Source organism: Bariatricus sp. TF06-38A, assembly GCF_027690675.1.
GTDB lineage: Bacteria > Bacillota > Clostridia > Lachnospirales > Lachnospiraceae > Allocoprococcus > Allocoprococcus comes.
In genome coordinates, this window is sequence record NZ_JAQFCE010000004.1 from 51,297 (window position 1) to 67,644 (window position 16,348).

At 45.1% G+C, this 16,348-nt stretch carries 12 protein-coding genes; 8 read left to right on the forward strand and 4 right to left on the reverse strand.

Going from position 1 to position 16,348, the window contains the following annotated elements:
• Nucleotides 1-334 precede the first annotated feature (334 nt).
• The 6 genes from PG418_RS05390 (at nt 335) to gatB (ending at nt 7,909) form a co-directional block, all read left to right on the forward strand.
• Nucleotides 335-1,603, forward strand: coding sequence for a chloride channel protein (locus PG418_RS05390; protein ID WP_498837173.1), 1,269 nt, complete (start codon nt 335-337; stop codon nt 1,601-1,603).
• 478 nt (nt 1,604-2,081) lie between these two features.
• A complete protein-coding gene (gene aspS / locus PG418_RS05395) occupies nt 2,082-3,413 on the forward strand; it encodes an aspartate--tRNA(Asn) ligase (protein WP_195502261.1) in 1,332 nt (443 codons plus the stop codon).
• Nucleotides 3,414-3,477: 64 nt separating this feature from the next.
• Nucleotides 3,478-4,662 (forward strand): hypothetical protein, encoded by a 1,185-nt coding sequence (locus PG418_RS05400; RefSeq protein WP_498837174.1) that lies wholly within the window; start codon nt 3,478-3,480, stop codon nt 4,660-4,662.
• Between the two features lie 14 nt (nt 4,663-4,676).
• Nucleotides 4,677-4,970, forward strand: a complete 294-nt coding sequence (gene gatC, locus PG418_RS05405; RefSeq protein ID WP_008373126.1) for an Asp-tRNA(Asn)/Glu-tRNA(Gln) amidotransferase subunit GatC — start codon at nt 4,677-4,679, stop codon at nt 4,968-4,970.
• A 14-nt stretch (nt 4,971-4,984) separates the two neighbouring features.
• Nucleotides 4,985-6,475, forward strand: coding sequence for an Asp-tRNA(Asn)/Glu-tRNA(Gln) amidotransferase subunit GatA (gatA, locus tag PG418_RS05410; RefSeq protein WP_498837175.1), 1,491 nt, complete (start codon nt 4,985-4,987; stop codon nt 6,473-6,475).
• Nucleotides 6,476-7,909 (forward strand): Asp-tRNA(Asn)/Glu-tRNA(Gln) amidotransferase subunit GatB, encoded by a 1,434-nt coding sequence (gene gatB / locus PG418_RS05415; protein WP_117557128.1) that lies wholly within the window; start codon nt 6,476-6,478, stop codon nt 7,907-7,909.
• 82 nt (nt 7,910-7,991) lie between these two features.
• On the opposite strand, the gene PG418_RS05420 is transcribed toward gatB, so the two are convergent.
• From PG418_RS05420 to PG418_RS05435, 4 genes are all read right to left on the reverse strand, one after another.
• Entirely contained in the window at nt 7,992-8,723 is a 732-nt protein-coding gene (locus PG418_RS05420; protein ID WP_498837176.1) for a phosphate ABC transporter ATP-binding protein, read from the reverse strand.
• Nucleotide 8,724: 1 nt separating this feature from the next.
• A complete protein-coding gene (locus PG418_RS05425; RefSeq protein WP_008373141.1) occupies nt 8,725-9,558 on the reverse strand; it encodes a PstA family ABC transporter permease in 834 nt (277 codons plus the stop codon).
• Nucleotides 9,548-10,423 (reverse strand): phosphate ABC transporter permease subunit PstC, encoded by an 876-nt coding sequence (gene pstC, locus PG418_RS05430; RefSeq protein ID WP_008373142.1) that lies wholly within the window; start codon nt 10,421-10,423, stop codon nt 9,548-9,550. The genes PG418_RS05425 and pstC overlap by 11 nt, the downstream gene beginning before the upstream one ends.
• A 136-nt stretch (nt 10,424-10,559) precedes the next feature.
• On the reverse strand, nt 10,560-11,498 hold the full coding sequence (locus tag PG418_RS05435; RefSeq protein WP_055156061.1) for a phosphate ABC transporter substrate-binding protein: 939 nt from the start codon (nt 11,496-11,498) through the stop codon (nt 10,560-10,562).
• Nucleotides 11,499-11,774: 276 nt separating this feature from the next.
• Between PG418_RS05435 and PG418_RS05440 the strand changes: the two genes are divergently transcribed.
• Both PG418_RS05440 and PG418_RS05445 read left to right on the forward strand, forming a co-directional pair.
• Nucleotides 11,775-14,483, forward strand: a complete 2,709-nt coding sequence (locus PG418_RS05440; RefSeq protein WP_498837177.1) for a DEAD/DEAH box helicase — start codon at nt 11,775-11,777, stop codon at nt 14,481-14,483.
• Nucleotides 14,404-16,257, forward strand: coding sequence for an ATP-dependent helicase (locus PG418_RS05445; protein ID WP_498837178.1), 1,854 nt, complete (start codon nt 14,404-14,406; stop codon nt 16,255-16,257). The genes PG418_RS05440 and PG418_RS05445 overlap by 80 nt, the downstream gene beginning before the upstream one ends.
• Nucleotides 16,258-16,348 lie beyond the last annotated feature (91 nt).

Below are 16,348 nucleotides of genomic sequence, written 5' to 3' on the forward strand. Positions count from 1 at the left end.
CCGGGATTATCATATGCAGTTAGAAAAAGAGAAATAATCTTTGTCAGTTGGAATTGTCAAAAAAAGAAAAATTTTCTATAATAAAAAGTGGAATAAGGATGTGTATACAGCATTTTTTATTTAACAGAAAATTCTGAAGGAATTTCCTGTTAAATAAAAGGCACCGTGTGCCGGAGATGTGCACTCGCGCGAAGATGAAGGATGTCGCAAGCGGTCTACGCTCCGCTTCGGTCGTTGCTTAACGAGCGCCACTGGCGCTCAGCAACGCACTCGGTGCGAGAATGTGCCAAGGTACATTCTTTTTTTAAGAAAATAAGAGTACGAGGAACAAAGGATGAATGAAAAATTAAAAGAAATGAGAGAAGCATGGAAAAATCTGTATGGTTCATTGTTCAAATGGATCGTTTTGTCCGGGGTGATCGGAAGTTTCATCGGACTGATCGCCAGCGGATTTTCCTATGCGATTGTATGGGTGACTTCGTTTAGACAGGCAAATCCGATGATCATTCTTGGGCTACCGTTAGGAGGTCTTTTGATCGTCTGGATGTACAAAATTACCGGGCAGGAGAAGAACTCCGGAACGAACCTGGTTCTGATAGTAGTCCGGTCGGATGAGGAAGAGGTTCCGGGATGGGTGACACCACTGATCCTGATATCGACAGCGATCACACATCTGTTTGGAGGATCTTCCGGACGAGAGGGTGCAGCGCTTCAGTTTGGAGCAAGTGTAGGAAATGTATGTGCGAAATATCTGCATTTGAATGAGAGTGACAAGAAGATCATCATTCTGGCAAGTATGAGTGCCGCATTTTCAGCACTTTTCGGGACACCGATGGCGGCGGTTGTATTTCCAATGGAAGTGATCAGTGTTGGTGTGATGTATTATGCCGCGCTGGTGCCATGTGTATTTTCTGCATTTGCCGCACAGGGGATTGCGCTGCTTCTGAAAGTGAGGACCGTTACTCCGCCGTATTTGGTAGAATCGGTTCCGAATTTTTACAGTGTGGATTCGATCAAAGCGATCATTCTGGCAATTGCGTGTGCGCTTGCCGGAGCACTGTTTTGTATTGTGCTGCATAATGGGGAACATTATCTGAAGAAATGGTTTCCGAATCCGTATGTGCGTGTGGTTGCAGGGGCAGCAGGAGTGATCATTTTGTATTTTGCACTCAGAACGGATGCCTATCTGGGGCTTGGAACAGGTGTGATCCAGGCAAGCTTTAAAGAGACGGCAGGACCACAGATGTTCCTTCTGAAAATGCTGTTTACGGCACTGACGCTCTGCGCCGGATTCAAGGGTGGGGAGATCGTACCGTCACTGTTTATCGGGGCGACACTTGGTTCTTTTATGTCTACGATCCTTGCAGCACCGACAGATATCTGTGCGGCATGTGGAATGGTTGGTGTCTTTTGTGCAGTTACAAACAGTCCGATCACATCTCTTTTGATTGCAGCAGAGTTGTTTGGATTTAACGGGATGCCGTTTTACTGTATTGTGGTTGCGGTAAGCTATCTGCTTTCCGGATATTACAGCTTATATAAGGAACAGAAAATTGTTTATTCCAAAACAGAGAATAAATACGTGGATAAACATACGAAATAATCAAAAAACAAAAAGAAACAAAGTGAATTGATGATTTTAAAGCAAAAAAGCTGACAATTAACGAGAAAAAATTAAAAAATAGAAGAAAATACTTGAAAAAGTAAAGAACGTGTGCTAGTATCTAAAAATAATTTAGTAAAGCAAAGCGATGAAAGAGACTCTTGCTTCTGGAACTTGACAGGAATACGGCGTCACCGACTGAGAGCGCTGTTTGAGGAATGAGGCGAAGGGAACACTCTGGAGCAGATTATCTGAATGGAAAGCACAGGTGCTTTAGTAGGGTAATACGGTTCATGCACGTTACGTATGTAAGAGAGGAATCCCAAAGGATTCAATGCGGGTGGTACCGCGGATCATCAGATTATCCGTCCCGGAATACGAAAAAGTATTCCGGGGCTTTTTTATTGCCATGTACATCAAAAAACAATCCGGAATACGAAGTTGACAAAAGCAAAACATATTTTAGGAGGATTGTGACATGGAATTTATGACAGGTGTAAAAGAAAAAGAAACGCTGGAACTTAGTGAATTACTGGAAGAGGGAAGACTTGGAGAAGAAGTGAAGGTAAATGGAGCCGTTCATACAATTCGTGACATGGGAACAGTCGCTTTCGTGATTCTGAGAAAACGGGAAGGTCTGGTCCAGTGTGTATACGAAGAAGGCGTTATAAAATTTAACTTGAAAGATTTAAGAGAAGCCGCTACAGTAGAAGTAACAGGAAAACTGACCGAATCAGAGAAGGCACCGAACGGAATTGAAATCCGTCTGAGTGAGATAAAAGTACTCAGTATGCCAAAAGACAGCCTTCCACTTGCTGTTTCAAAGTGGAAACTGAACACTTCCCTGGAAGCGAAGCTGAACTATCGTTCCATTTCTCTTCGGAACGTAAGGGAAAGAGCGAAATTTAAAATTCAGGAAGGAATCGTAAGAGGATTCAGAGAGTTCCTGTATAAAGAAGGTTTTACAGAAATTCATACCCCGAAGATCGGAGCAAAAGGAGCAGAAGGAGGATCTAACCTCTTCCGACTGGATTATTTCCATCGTCCGGCAGTGCTGGAACAGAGTCCACAGCTGTACAAACAGATGATGGTTGGTGTTTTTGACAGAGTATTTGAGACAGGACCGGTATTCAGAGCAGAAAAACACAACACCAAGCGTCATCTGAACGAATATACCAGTCTGGATTTTGAAATGGGTTATATCGACAGCTTTGAAGATATCATGGCGATGGAAACGGGCTTCCTTCAGTATACGATGGAGCTTCTGAAAAAGGATTATGCGAAGGAACTTAAAATCCTGGACGTGACACTTCCGGATGTCTCTAAAATTCCGGCAATCCGTTTTGATGAGGCAAAGCAGAAGGTTTCAGAAAAGTACGGACGTAAGATCCGCAATCCATTTGATCTGGAACCCGAGGAAGAGCATCTGATCGGACAGTACGCAAAAGAGGAATGGGATTCTGATTTTGTATTTGTAACCTACTATCCGTCAAAGAAGCGTCCGTTCTATGCAATGGACGATCCACAGGATGAGAAATTCACACTCAGCTTTGACCTTTTGTTCCGTGGACTTGAGATCACGACCGGAGGACAGAGAATCCATGACTACGACATGCTGATGGAAAAGCTTGCAAAGCGGGGAATGACGGAAGAAGGACTGGAGACCTATCTGGATACATTCAAACATGGTATGCCGCCACATGGAGGTCTTGGAATCGGAATGGAACGTCTGACAATGCAGCTTCTTGGTGAAGATAACGTCCGTGAGACAACCCTCTTCCCGAGAGATTTAAGCAGACTTACTCCGTAGAGACGAAGCTCCATGGCTGGCAGGTAAAAAAGGAAGCTGACAAGAGGCAGCGGGGGAGGTCAAAATGAGACGAAGATGTTTCTTATGTGGAGGAAAATTAAACGGAAATATCTGCACAGAGTGTGGGCTTGACAATTCAAAGAATGACGATCAGTATGTGACACTTGGAAATTCCGGTCATGAAGAATCGCTGACACATATACATACGGAAGCGGAAAAGCCGTATGAAGGAAAGACCATGACTCGGGAAAATGTGCGTAAGGCGAAGAATGCAGATAAAAATGCAAAGAAAGCAGCTGCAAAAAAGGCGTCAAAGAATGCGGCAGCAGGAAAAGTAAATCCGGCGGGGAATGGATATTCTGCAGCAAATGCGAGCTACAATACCACAGGCACAAGCTATAGCCAGACAGGAAACCAGAGTTACAGTTATACATCATCTTCAATGAAACAAAGCAGCAGACCGGTAAAAAAGAAAAGGAAGCTTGGAAAGTTTCTGATCGGTTTTGTGATCATTGCAGCATTTGCAGGTGAGCTTGGCGGAACGATCAGCGATGAAGTTCAGCATTATTTTGATGACTATACTTATGATGACAGTGACAGCTACACCGAGGAAGATCCATACAGTGATTTGCAGGAAGTGATGCCGGAAGAAGGAGAACTTTATGAAGCAGACCTGACAGCCGGAATTTATAAAGGCGGTGTACATCTTCCGCAGGGAATCTATACACTGACCTGCAAAAGTGGAAGTGGTCAGGTAGAGCTGACAGACAGCAAAAATAATATCTGGGTGCAGTACAATTTTGGTGATGACTACGATAATGCGGAAGAAGAAGTCAGTGACTTTGAAGTATTTCCGGGATGTTATGTGATAGTAGAGGATACACTGGAGCTTCACATGACAGCAGAGAATGCACAGATGAATCTGACAGCAATTGCAAATCCGCTTACAGAATCGAAAACCGTATCGGATAAATTTACAGTAGGAAAAGACGTACCTGCAGGTGTCTATGATGTGAAATGTGTGGAAGGTTTTGGAATTTTTGATTATGACGTGACAGTAAGCGCCGGATACGAAAACTATATGGGAATGCTGATCGGTAATGAAGAGTCGGGATTTCCACAGGAGCTGAAAAATATTGTCCTGATCGATGGAACAGAAGTTGATCTGGAAGGACTTACAGTAGAACTTACACCGAGTGAGTGGATTGAATCGGAGGAGTACGAAAGCTTTTACGATAATTATTATTAGAAAGGACGAGTACAATGGCAAATAAGATTTCGGATGAAACAATCGAATACGTTGGAATCCTGGCAAAGCTGGAGCTTTCTGACGAAGAAAAAGAGCAGGCAAAGAAAGATATGGAAACCATGCTTGATTATATTGATACCCTGAATGAACTGGATACAGAAGGAATTGAACCGATGTCACATGTATTTCCGGTAAATAATGTATTCCGTGAGGATGTAGTGACAAATGGAGACAATCACGAAGCAATGCTGGCAAATGCGCCGCAGCAGAAAGAACAGAGCTACAAAGTACCTAGAACATTCGCATAGGAGGAAATCGAAAGATGGATTTGAAAAGTCTTACTGCCGTTGAACTTGGAAAAAAGATTCAGGCAAAAGAAGTTACAGTAAAAGAAGCAGTGGAAGCCTGCTTCGCACAGATTGATAAAGTAGAAAAAGAAGTCAACAGTTTTGTATCACTTCAAAAAGAAGCTGCCTTAAAAAGAGCGGAAGAAGTGCAGAAGCTGATCGATGACGGAACACTGACCGGACCGCTTGCAGGAGTACCGGTTGCAATCAAGGATAACATGTGTACGGAAGGTGTGACGACCACCTGCAGTTCAAAAATTCTGAGTAATTTTGTACCGACATTTTCAGCAGAAGCAGTTCTGAATCTGGAAAAAGCAGGTTCAGTTGTGATCGGAAAGACTAATATGGATGAATTCGCGATGGGAAGCACGACTGAGACTTCTTATTATGGAGAGACAAAGAATCCGTGGAATCTGGAGCATGTACCGGGTGGATCTTCCGGTGGCTCCTGTGCGGCAGTTGCGGCTCTGGAAGTACCATATGCTCTTGGATCTGACACCGGCGGATCGATCCGTCAGCCAAGTTCTTACTGCGGAATCGTTGGAATCAAGCCAACCTACGGAACGGTATCCCGTTATGGACTGATCGCTTACGGATCATCTCTTGACCAGATCGGACCGGTTGCAAGGGACGTAACCGACTGTGCGACGGTTCTTGAGGCCATCGCATCCCATGATGTAAAAGACAGCACTTCGGTAGAACGCCAGGACACGGATTTTACAAGTGCGTTGGTAAACGATGTAAAAGGGATGAAGATCGGTATTCCAAAAGATTATTTTGGAGAAGGTCTGGACGAAGAAGTGAAAAAACCGATTCTGGAAGCCGCAGAGGTTCTGAAAAATGCAGGAGCTGAGATTGAAGAATTTGATCTTGGACTTGTAAAATATGCGATTCCGGCTTATTATGTCATCGCATCAGCAGAGGCAAGCTCCAACCTGTCCCGATTTGACGGTGTGAAATACGGATACCGCACAAAGGATTATGAAGAGCTTCACCAGATGTACAAAAAGACCCGCTCCGAGGGCTTCGGACCGGAAGTAAAGCGCCGTATCATGCTGGGGTCTTTCGTACTCAGTTCCGGATATTATGATGCTTATTATCTGAAAGCACTCCGTACAAAAGCACTGATTAAAAAGGCATTTGACAGTGCATTTGCAAAATATGATATGATCCTGGCGCCGGCAGCACCGACGACAGCACCGAAGCTTGGAGCTTCCTTAAGTGATCCGATCAAAATGTATCTGGGCGACATTTATACGATTTCCGTCAACCTGGCAGGACTTCCGGGGATCAGCATTCCGGTTGGACGGGATGCGAAAGGACTTCCGGTTGGAATGCAGCTCATCGGAGACTGCTTCCAGGAGAAGAAGCTTTTTCAGACAGCTTATACCTATGAGTGCCTGACAGAGAAAAAATGGGTATCTATGTATGACAAAACAGAAACAGCCGGAAAGGAGGAAGCATAGATGTCAAAGCAGTATGAAACCGTAATCGGTCTGGAGGTTCACGTAGAACTTGCAACAAAGACAAAAATTTTCTGTGGATGCAGTACCGCATTCGGGGGCGCACCGAATACACATACCTGCCCGGTATGTACCGGTATGCCGGGCTCCCTTCCGGTATTAAATAAAAAAGTAGTAGAATATGCGATGGCAGTAGGACTTGCGACAAACTGTAAGATCACACAGGTGTGCAAATTCGACCGTAAGAATTATTTCTATCCGGATAACCCGCAGAACTATCAGATTTCACAGCTCTATCTGCCAATTGCGAGAGACGGCTATGTAGAGATTGAAGTCGGAGAGCAGAAGAAAAAAGTCCGGATCCATGAGATGCATATGGAAGAGGATGCCGGAAAGCTGATCCATGATGAGTGGGAGGACTGCTCTTTAGTCGATTATAACCGAAGTGGGGTTCCGCTGATCGAGATTGTATCGGAGCCGGATATGCGTTCGGCAGATGAAGTCATTGCTTATCTGGAAAAATTGCGTATGATCTGCCAGTATCTGGGAGCATCGGACTGTAAGCTTCAGGAAGGATCCATGCGAGCAGACGTCAATCTTTCGGTTCGTGAAGTAGGTGCTTCTGAGTTTGGAACACGTACTGAGATGAAGAACCTGAACTCCTTTAAAGCGATTACACATGCGATCGAGGGAGAGAGACAGAGACAGATCGAACTCATTGAAGAAGGAAAGAAAGTCATTCAGGAAACCAGAAGATGGGATGATAATAAAGAATATTCTTATGCGATGCGTTCCAAAGAGGATGCGCAGGACTATCGCTATTTCCCGGAACCGGATCTGGTGCCGATCGTGATCAGTGATGAATGGATCCAGAAGATCAAAGACCAACAGCCGGAGCTGAGAAATGAAAAACTTGCACGTTATGAGAAAGATTATGATATTCCACGTTATGATGCGGAGCTCATTACCGGAACGAAGAAGATGGCAGATCTCTTTGAGGCGACCTGTGCAATCTGCAACAAGCCGAAAAAGGTGTCCAACTGGCTGATGGTAGAAACCATGCGTCTGTTAAATGAAAACGGACAGGAGCCGGCAGATATTAAATTTTCACCGGAGAACCTTGCAAAACTGATCGAACTTGCAGACGCGGGAACTATCAACAGTTCTGTAGCAAAAGAGGTATTTGAAAAGGTATTTGCAGAGGATGTGGATCCGGAAAAATATGTAGAGGATCACGGACTGAAGACCGTCAACGATGAAGGTGCACTCCGCACACTTGCGGAAGAAGTGATTGCAAAGAATCCAAAGGCAGTGGAAGATTTCAAGGGTGGAAAAGAAAAAGCACTTGGCGCACTGGTTGGACAGATCATGAAGGCAATGAAAGGAAAAGCAAATCCGGGTATGGTTAATGAACTGCTCAGAGAGATGCTGAAATAAAAATCAGACTGACAGAAATCCTTTGTGGAATAAATAAAAAAACGAGTAAATGTCATGTGAAAAGACATTTGCTCGTTTTTTATTACATATACTGTATCTGCTCTTTCGCCGGTTCCGAGGCCGGATTTTCAAAGAATTTCTCTTTTCCCGTCACTTCCAGTACTTCTCCATGATCCATGAAGATCACCTGATCGGCAATTCGCTTTGCCTGAGCCAGATTATGTGTGACGATGACGAAAGTATACTGGTCTTTCAACTCCAAAAGCGTTTCTTCGATTGCAATTGTATTCTTCATATCCAGTGCGGAGCACGGCTCGTCAAGGAGCAGGATCTCCGGACCGGCACAGAGGCTTCGTGCGATAGCAAGACGCTGCTTCTGACCGCCGGATAATTTGAGGGCGGATTTTTTCAGTTGATCTTTGACCTCATCGTAGAGTTTTGCTTTCTGCAGAGACTCTGTAATTTTTTCAGCAATCTCTTTCTTATTACGGACACCGTGGTATTTCAGTACATAAGACAGATTCTTTTCGATACTGTGCGGGAAAGCGATCGGCTGTTGGAAAACCATGCCAACACGCCTTCTGAGTTTTTCTTTCGGAAGAGATTTGATGTCGGTTCCTTCTAAAGTAATTGTTCCTGAGAGATAGCCGCCTTCTTCTTCTACCATCCGGTTCAGGGTTTTCAGAAAAGTTGTTTTTCCGCAGCCGGACTGACCAACGATGGCTGTAATCTGTCCTTTCGGGATCGTCAGGCTGATTCCGTGAAGAATTTCGTGTTTTCCAAATCCACATTTTAGATTTTCTATATTCAGCATATCAGTTGTCCTTTCGTAGATAGGTGATAAATTTACATATTAACTGGATGATAAGCAGGAAGAGCATCAGTACAAATGCGGTTCCATAAGCATAATCTAGAGAAAATCCGTTGTTCACAAGGATATACAGGTGATATGGAAGTGACATGAACGGATCGGAGAGAGAATGCGGAACATCTGCCTGCATGACAGCTCCGGTGTATAAAATCGGTGCAACGGCACCCATGCCGTATGCCATTCCAAGCGCAACGGTTCCGAGAAGCTCTACAGAGCAGACCGGAAGGATCAGTTTCCGGAGGGCATACTCACGGGAAAGTCCGAGACTTAGGGAGTTCTTCATATATTCACGCCCCTTCTCTTCCAGAATCTTTTCTGCTCGGATTGCAACAAAAGGAATGATCATTGCTGCAACACACAGTGCCGAACAAAGAAGGCTGCGGTTAAGTCCAAAACGGTAGATCAGAAGCGTATATCCAACCAGCCCGAACAGGATCGAAGGGATTCCGGAAAGCCCGGTGATCGCCATATTTACAAGGACGGAAAATCGTTTTCCGGTGCTGTAAAATACAAGATAAATGGCAGCGCCGATACCAAGGATACCGCCGATCAGTGCAGAAAGTGCGCCAAGGTAAATGGAACCCATCAGTGCAGGATAGATACCGCCTGCAGTTCCAAGTGGAACACCGGCAGGCTTGTCCAGAAGGAAGGACAGGCTAAATACTTTTTTCCCTTTCCAGAAGACATAAAGGAAAAGGAAGAGTGTAACAACGATCACGCAAAGTCCGAGTATACTGAGAATCAGGCGTGTGAAAAATTTCTGCAGTTTAGTTCTCATGGGTGGCAAGCCTCCTTTTCAGAAGATAGCTGATACCGAGTACGATGAAAAGAATCACAAGCAGCACAGCATTTGCAACGTAAAGTACGGAGAGGTGAAGGCTTCCGTATTCAATACTTCCCATTTCCAGTGCGGTGAGGGCAGGAAGTGTCTGACCACGTCCAAGGAGTTTGGGATAAATCGGGGAATTACCGATTACCATCATGACGGCCATTGTCTCGCCAAGTGCGCGGCCGAATGCCATCATTGCACCTGCAATGATTCCCGGCCGGATTGCCGGAAGAATAAAATGCAGCAGGGTAAATTCTCGGGAGAATCCAAGGGTGATCGCACTGAACTCGTAAGTCTTTCGTGCAGTCTGTAAAGATTCATGACAGGTGGAAATAACGAATGGTAATAGCATGATCCCCAGCACGATCCCGGCTGCCAGGATACATTGACCGGCTGCCATATGGAGGTGGGTGGCAAAGGCTTTTACAAGAACCGTAAGTCCGATAAATCCGAAGATGACGGACGGGATTCCTGCAACCAGATCGATGAACGCAAGGAATAAGGATGCCACCTTTTTCGGAAGGTAATAGTCCAGAAAGCAGGCACAGGCAACGCCGAAGATGAGTGCGAGGACAACTGCGATCGCTGAGACATAAAGGGTACCGGCAATCGCAGGTAAAAGTCCGTACTGCGGTTTCTGACTGACAGGGCGCCATTCAGTGGTAGGCAGGAACATTTTGATTCCAAGCTGTGAAATGGCAGGAATACTTTCCTTCACAATATGGATCATCATGACTGCCATCAGTGCCGTTACGAGAAAGGCAGCCAGATAAATGATTCCTTTGCTGAATTTATCTGAAAGTTTCTTAAACATAGTAAATCCTTTCTAGGTATGATGCAGGACAGACAACGCTGTCCGGATACAAATCAAAATTGATCCCTGGGATTAACCAGCGACATATAGCAAGAAAAAGGGGTGTGTCTTTGCACACCCCTTCAATATCGGAAGATTATTTCATAGGAATGAATCCCATATCTTCTACAGTTTTCTGTCCTTCATCACCAAGAACGTAATCAAGGAAAGCCTGCTGTACATCTGTCGGATCACCAGAACCTACAAGAAGAAGTGGTCTCTGGATGATGTAAGATCCATCAAGAATGTTTTCTTTTGTTGCAGCAACACCGTTTACTTTCAGTGGAGTTACTTTTCCTTCATTCTGGTTAGCAACACCAAATGAAGCATATCCGATTGCGTACTGGTTATCAATGATATCCTGAACAAGTTCACCCATAGAAGAAGCCTGGATCGCATCCGCTTTTACTTCTGTGTCACCCATGATATTCTTCTGGAATACTTCGTGAGCTCCACCGTTGATATCACGTGTAATAACAACAACTTCTTCGTCAGGAAGAGATGAGTCAAGATCTTTCCATGTAGCATATTCGCCGGAGAAAAGTCCTACGATCTGTTCCGTTGTAAGGTTATCAAGAACATCATTTACTGGATTAGCCGGGTTTACTGCGATCGTCAGAGCATCGATACCAACCTGGTATTCTTTTTCATCTTTGATTGCTTCTTTTTCTTCATCCTTTACGCTTCTTGCAACCATACCAAATGTTGCAGTTCCATCGATAACGGCTTTGGTTCCCTGTCCGGATCCGCCTGCTGAAACGTAGATTGCGATATCTTCTTTTGGAAGAGATGAATCATATGCATCCCATGTTCCATAAGTATCAAAGAAAGTAGTAGCCATAGAAGTGATAACCGGTGCTAAAGTAGAAGATCCGTTAAATAAGATCTGGTTACTTTCTGTATCGGCAGAAGCTTCTGTCTTTGCACTCTCTTCTTTTTTGCTGTCAGCAGAATCTGACTTGCTGCTTCCGCATCCTACTGCCATAGATGATACCATAGCAAGTGTAAGAGCGATTGATAAAAATCTCTTTTTCATTGTATGTATTCCTCCCTGAATAAAATTTACATATCCAAAATATAAATTTAACATTCTTTTAATAAAATGTATGTTGTATGGACAACATTTCTTATAGATAATTTGCATGAATGATATAGAATATATCTATACACTAAATATCTATGGAAGGAATGGGAAAGCCATGCTATACTGTACATACGAATATGTGTTTGGTTTTTATTCTACGGGAACTTCCTGTGAAATAAAAGGTATTGCGTGCCATAGGTGCACATTTTTTAAATTATGGAGGAATTCATGACGGAAGAAATTAAAAAGCTGATTATTTATACAAGAAAAATGAAGAAAAGGGAGCCGTTGTACCGGGACTACCCGGAGGAGTTCCGGGAAGAAATCCGGGGATATCTGGAAAGCAACCATATTTCCAGACTCTATGCACATCAGGTTGAGATGTTTGAGAAGGTCAGAGCCGGGGAAAATGTGGTTATTACGACTTCGACAGCAAGTGGAAAGACGCTTGCCTTTTTGCTCCCGGTATTGCAGGAAATTCTGGAAGACTCGCTGACACGTGCGATTTTTATTTACCCGACCAAGGCACTGGCAAGTGACCAGTACCGCGCGATGCAGTCGATTTTGAAATTTTTCGGAGAGGGAAGAGTTTCAGCAGGCGTGTACGATGGAGATACCAAACCTGCCGAGCGGACAAGGATCCGCAAGAGTGCAAATATTATCCTGACCAATCCGGAGATGCTGAACTCGGCATTCCTTCCGAATCACAGCAATTACGGGTTTGACGCGATTTTTGCAAATTTACGATATGTAGTGATCGATGAGCTTCATTCTTACCGCGGTGCTTTCGGAGCACATCTGGCAAATATTTTCCGGAGAATGCACCGGATTTGCCGGTATTACCATTCGAATCCGCATTTTCTGTGCAGTTCCGCGACGATCGCCAATCCGGTAGAGCTTGCCGAAAAGATCTGTGGAAGCGGATTTACGCTGATTGACCGGGATGGATCGCCGGCACCGGAGAAGGAATACTGTATTATCCAGCCGCCGGAGATCAAGGGGAATAATGACAAAGTATACGGAAGGATTGCGGCGTCAACCGTAGCAGCCGGACTGATACCGGAGCTGGTGGAAGAGGATCATCATTTTATCACCTTTGGACGATCCAGAAGAAATGTAGAAGTTATTCTAAAAGAAGCAAAGGATAAATTAGATGCTGCCGGATTTCTTGGAATGGCGCGGGTGGGCGGCAAGAATCCGGCAGATCTGATCGCAGGATACCGTGGCGGTTATACCCCGCTGGAGCGAAAAGAGATTGAGCGGAAGATGACGGAGGGAGAACTGACCGGGCTGGTATCGACGAATGCACTGGAGCTTGGGATCGACATCGGAAAGCTGGATGCAACTGTGATCGTCGGTTATCCGGGGACAAGGGCGTCCTTCTGGCAACAGAGTGGACGTGCCGGACGAAGCGGCAGTGCCTGTGTCAATTATCTGATCCTGGAAAATGAACCGTTTGATCAGTACATTGCCATCGATCCGGAATGGCTGTTCTCAAGAGAAAGTGAAAATGCGATCGTGGATCCGGACAATCTTCTGATCGAGCTTGCACATCTGCGCGCAGCGGCTGCTGAGATGCCACTTTCACTGGATGATATTGCGCTTTTTCCGGATCTTGGAGAAATGATTCCGGTACTTTTAAGCGCCGGAGAAGTAAAAAGCCTTGCCGGAAGATTTGCCTGGGCGGGACCTGCATTTCCGGCAGGGGATTACAGCCTGCGTAATATGGACAAGACCAGGTTCAAGCTGCTCGCGCAGGAGGACGGACATGAGATCACGGAGATGGACGAATCCCAGGCATACCATGAGATTCATCCGGGTGCTGTATATATGCATGATGGTGCATCCTATGAGATCACGAAGATGGATCTGGTCAGCCGGACAGCTTACGCCATTCCGTTTACAGGGGATTATTATACGGTACCGGCAGGACAGGAAGAGACGCGTATCCTGCATGTATTTCAGGAGGACGCGTATCAAAGGACGGAAATCCGTTTTGGAGACATCAATGTAAACGAAACCATTGCCATGTACAAGAAACTGCAGTTCCATAACCATCAGAATCTGGGCTATGTGACGCTGACACAGCCGCTTCAGAAGGATTATGGAACGGAAAGCACCTGGCTTACGATGCCGGAGAATGTTGTCAGAGTCTACCGGAGTCTTCTTTTGCCAAATCGGATGGGAGAGCTGGTGCTGAACAATCATTTTGACGGAATGCAGTATGCGATCAAGAATGCGGTAATGATGGTGACGATGACGGAACGGGATGATATCGATGTGACCATGTCCAACAATGCGACCATTCCGGATGAGTTCCGGGAGGAAAAGGTGTCCCTCTTCATTTATGACAAATATGAGGGCGGACTTGGTTATTCGGAGAAGATCTATGATCTGATCCCGGAAATTCTGGAAAGTGCGATTAAAATGGTCAGCGGCTGTCCGTGTGAGGATGGCTGTCCGGCATGCGTAGGTGACTACAATCTGGATAAGAAGACGGTTCTGTGGGGACTTGATAATCTTCTGGAAGAGAGCGAACCACCGGTTTATCTGAAGAAAAATATCAAAGAGCCACAGCCTGTGATCCGGAAAGAATTTTCTTTCTTCAATCTGCCGGATGAGTGGGAGAAGGTCTGTTATGCCGTGGTCAAAAATGGCGAAGCAGGCGGGCAGTTCCTGAAGACCATTAAAAAAGTCAGTACAGAAGGACACAAGCTGATCCTGACGATGGAAAATGAATTTTATGCAAAATGGCTGATGGAGCCGGATAACCTCCAAAGTCTGACCAATACCTTGCGGTATCATGTGATTTGTCCGGCGGATATGCAGATCCGGGTACGGTATGAAGCGAAAATGGATGAGCAGGAGAAAAAAGAACGACAGAAGAAGAGAGATCGTTTGCAAAGGCGATATGATGAACAGCTTGGAAATGAATAATATAGAAGAAATAAAAACTTTAAATTCTTACCAGCAGGAGGCGGTGCTGGATGAAAGCCCGGCATGTCTGGTAAATGCAAATGTAGGGAGCGGAAAGACAACAGTGCTGATCGAGAAAGTGCGGCATCTGCATGAGAAAAAGCAGGTTTCGTATGAGAAAATGGCAGTGCTTACCTTTACCAACAAGGCGGCAGATGAGATCGCAGAACGTCTATCCAGAAAAGAAGCAGAGCTTACGGAAGAAGAACTGTGGGGATTTGGAACCTTTCACAGTGTTGCCTTAAGGATTCTGCGAAGATTTCTTCCGGAAAAGGCAGAAGACGGAACAAAATTGGAAGAATGGAACCGGGAATTTACCGTTATCACACCGGAAGATGAAATGGAAATGGTGCTTGCCATCGCAAAAGAAGGCGGTTATAAGATCAAATACCAGAACCGTCTGAAAAAGCGGATGGAAGAGGATTACGCGGTATATCGGAAAGGAAGAACACAGGGAAAATACAAAGATGATCTGTTTCAGGTCTTTCCGCTTCTTGAGAAGGCAAAAAGACAGCAGAATAAAATGTCCTTTGCAGATCTTCTGGAAGAAGGAACGCAGGTGGCAAAAGAGCAGGAAGAGGTGCTGGATCTTAAGTGGATCATTGTCGATGAGGTACAGGACAGTGACGAAAAACAGCTGAAATTTCTGGAGGCGTTAAAAGGCACACAGACCCACTTTTTTGCGGTGGGGGATCCGAATCAGGTGATCTACAGCTGGAGAGGAACCGGACCGAATATGTTCTTCCTGATCAAGCACAGATTTGGCGCAAAAGAACTGACTCTGCCGGTTAACTACCGGTCCGATGAAGTGATCCTGGAAGCGGCGAATCGGTTTCTTCAGTTTGGAGGAAAGATTGAGGGAAGTGGCGAAAGAGGGGAGAAGATTCTGGTAAGGAATCATTATAATCCATTTATCGAGGCAGAGTATCTGACAGAGCGGATCCGTGAGCTTCATGAGCAGGGACTTCCTTACCGGGAGATTGCGGTTTTCTACCGGGTGCAGAAGCAGGCAGAGATTCTGGAAAAAGTATTTGAAAGAGCAGAACTTTCTTATGTTCTTCCGGCAAAACAGAAAGAGGACGAGGATCCGGTTCCGGAAAGACCTCATATGATCCGGGAGCATGTTGCAGAAGGGAAGCTGAATGCGGTTTCAGGCGAACATACGATGGAAAAAGCGGCAGATACAGAACGACAGACGGAGGAAGAAGACGCAGTTCATCTTATGACACTGCACGCCTCAAAAGGTCTGGAATTTGATTATGTATTCATCATCGGAATGAATCAGGGACTGATCCCGCTTCGCTGCAAAAGCATAGAACAGGAAGAAGAGGAGCGCCGTCTGTTCTTCGTAGGACTGACCCGTGCAAGGAAGAATCTGGAACTTTCCTATTATACAAATCCGACGATCCCGGGGACATATGAGACACCAAGCAATTATCTGCGGATGCTGCCGGAGGAGCTGCTCGACTGGGAAGAAAAGCCGGGAAGTGAGTTGCGGAAAGCGAATCTGCAGAAACTGCGGAAAGATACGCGGGAGCTGATCAGGGAGAAAAAGCAGGAGGAAGAAGAACAGAAAGAAACATGGAAGCCAGAGCGAAAAGGCAGACATCCGAAGTACGGGGAAGGGAAGATTATTTCTGAGGACGAAATGATGATCGAACTGGAATTTCCGGGATATGGAAAAAAACAATTTCTGAAAGCATTTGGCGAAGTGGAAGTTTTGAAAGGCTTATAGAAAATGGCAATACAAATTGTTTGCTGAAAGAATTTATCAATAAAATATTTTTTCATGAAAGGGCATATGGAAGTGAATTTTTTTTCACCTC